Source organism: Nocardia vinacea NBRC 16497 (assembly GCF_000308835.1).
In the GTDB taxonomy this organism is placed as follows: domain Bacteria; phylum Actinomycetota; class Actinomycetes; order Mycobacteriales; family Mycobacteriaceae; genus Nocardia; species Nocardia vinacea.
In genome coordinates this window covers 1-1,784 of record NZ_BAGN01000139.1, presented here as the reverse complement: position 1 = coordinate 1,784, position 1,784 = coordinate 1, and the positions used below count along the sequence as shown (strand labels likewise).

2 protein-coding genes are annotated in these 1,784 nt (G+C 66.9%); both read left to right on the top strand.

The features are described from left to right. Positions 1-26 precede the first annotated feature (26 nt). Entirely contained in the window at positions 27-977 is a 951-nt protein-coding gene (locus tag ON44_RS19020; protein ID WP_040691928.1) for a DUF58 domain-containing protein, read from the top strand. Further along, on the top strand, positions 974-1,784 hold an 811-nt coding region (locus ON44_RS19015; RefSeq protein ID WP_040691926.1), incomplete at its 3' end, for a VWA domain-containing protein. The genes ON44_RS19020 and ON44_RS19015, both read left to right, overlap by 4 nt.

The following is a 1,784-nucleotide window of genomic DNA, read 5'->3' as shown; positions in this document are numbered from 1 at the left end:
CATCGGATCCGGTTCCACCAGTGCCGATGTCCCCACATGCACCACCGTCTTTCCGATCGAGCGAACTGTCCGACCCCAAGCTGACGGCGGCGCTCAGAACGCTGGAACTGACCGTCCGTCGTCGGCTCGACGGTGTTCTGCACGGTGATCACCTCGGCTTGATTCCAGGTCCGGGCTCGGAGCCGGGTGAGGCCAGGACCTATCAGCCGGGCGACGATGTGCGCCAGATGGATTGGTCGGTCACCGCCCGCACCACCCATCCGCATGTGCGGCAGATGATCGCGGACCGGGAACTCGAGACCTGGATGGTGGTCGACCTCTCGGCCAGCCTCGACTTCGGTACCGCGCTGTGCCAGAAGCGCGATCTGGCCGTCGCGGCCGCCGCGGCGATCACCCACCTCACCAGCGGCGGCGGCAATCGGATCGGCGCGGTCGTCGCGACCGGTGAGCAGTTGACTCGCATTCCCGCGCGCAGCGGCCGGGTGCACGCGCAGTCGATGCTGCGCGAGATCGCGACGACGCCGCATGCCCGCGACGGTGTGCGCGGCGATCTGCGCGAGGCGATCGAATCGCTACGCCGCCCGCAGCGCAAGCGCGGACTCGCGGTGGTCATCAGCGACTTCCTCGGTGATATCAACTGGCAGCGCTCATTGCGCGCCATCTCCGCGCGTCACGATCTGCTCGCGGTGGAGGTGCTCGATCCGCGCGATCTGTCGCTGCCCGATGTGGGTGATGTGGTGCTGCACGATCCCGAGACAGGGCACACCCGCGAATTCAGTGTGACGCCTTCGCTGCGCGCCGATTTCGCGGCCGCTGCCGAGCGTCATCGCGTTCAGGTCGAACAAGCCCTGCGCAGTTGCGGCGCACCGGTGCTCACCCTGCAGACCGATCGGGACTGGATCTCCGACGTGGTCCGGTTCGTGTCCACCCGGCGCCACGCATTCGGCGCCCCGAGCGGACGGGCGCCGCGCCAGTGAGTATTTCGCATTTCACCGCGCTGGTCTGGCTCGGTTTCCTCGCCGTGGTCGTGCTGATCGCGTTGGGCTACATCCTCGTGCAGCGCAGCCGCCACCGGCACATGCTGCAGTTCACCAATATGGAGCTGCTGGAAAAGGTCGCCCCGTCGCGGCCGAGTCCGATCCGGCATGTGCCGATCGCGCTGATGCTGGTCGGTCTGGTGTTCCTCACCATCGCGGCCGCGGGGCCGACGGCGGTCAAGAAGGTGCCGCGCAATCGCGCGACAGTCGTTCTGGTGATGGACGTTTCGCTGTCCATGGAGGCGACCGATGTGCCGCCGTCGCGACTGAAGGTGGCGCAGAAGGCCGGTAAGGAATTCGTCGACGGGCTGCCGCCCGGTATCAATCTCGGCTTCGTCACCTTCGCGGGCACCGCCTCGGTGATGGTGCCGCCGACGACGAACCGCGAGGCCGTCAAGGCGGCCATCGACAACATCAAACTCGCCGAGCGCACCGCCACCGGTGAGGGCATTCTCACCGCGCTGCAGTCGATCGACACCATCGCCACCGTGCTCGGTGGTGCGGAAACGCCGCCACCCGCGCGCATCGTGCTGATGTCCGACGGTAAACAGACGGTGCCCGACGACAAGGACGTCGACAATCCACGGCACGGTTTCACCGCGGCCCGCCTCGCCAAGAACAAAGGTGTTCCGGTGTCGACGATTTCGTTCGGCACCTCATGGGGCACGGTGGAGATTCCGGACCAGGACGGTAAGGGTGCCCAGCGCGTCAAGGTGCCTGTCGACGACGATGCGTTGCGCGAGATCG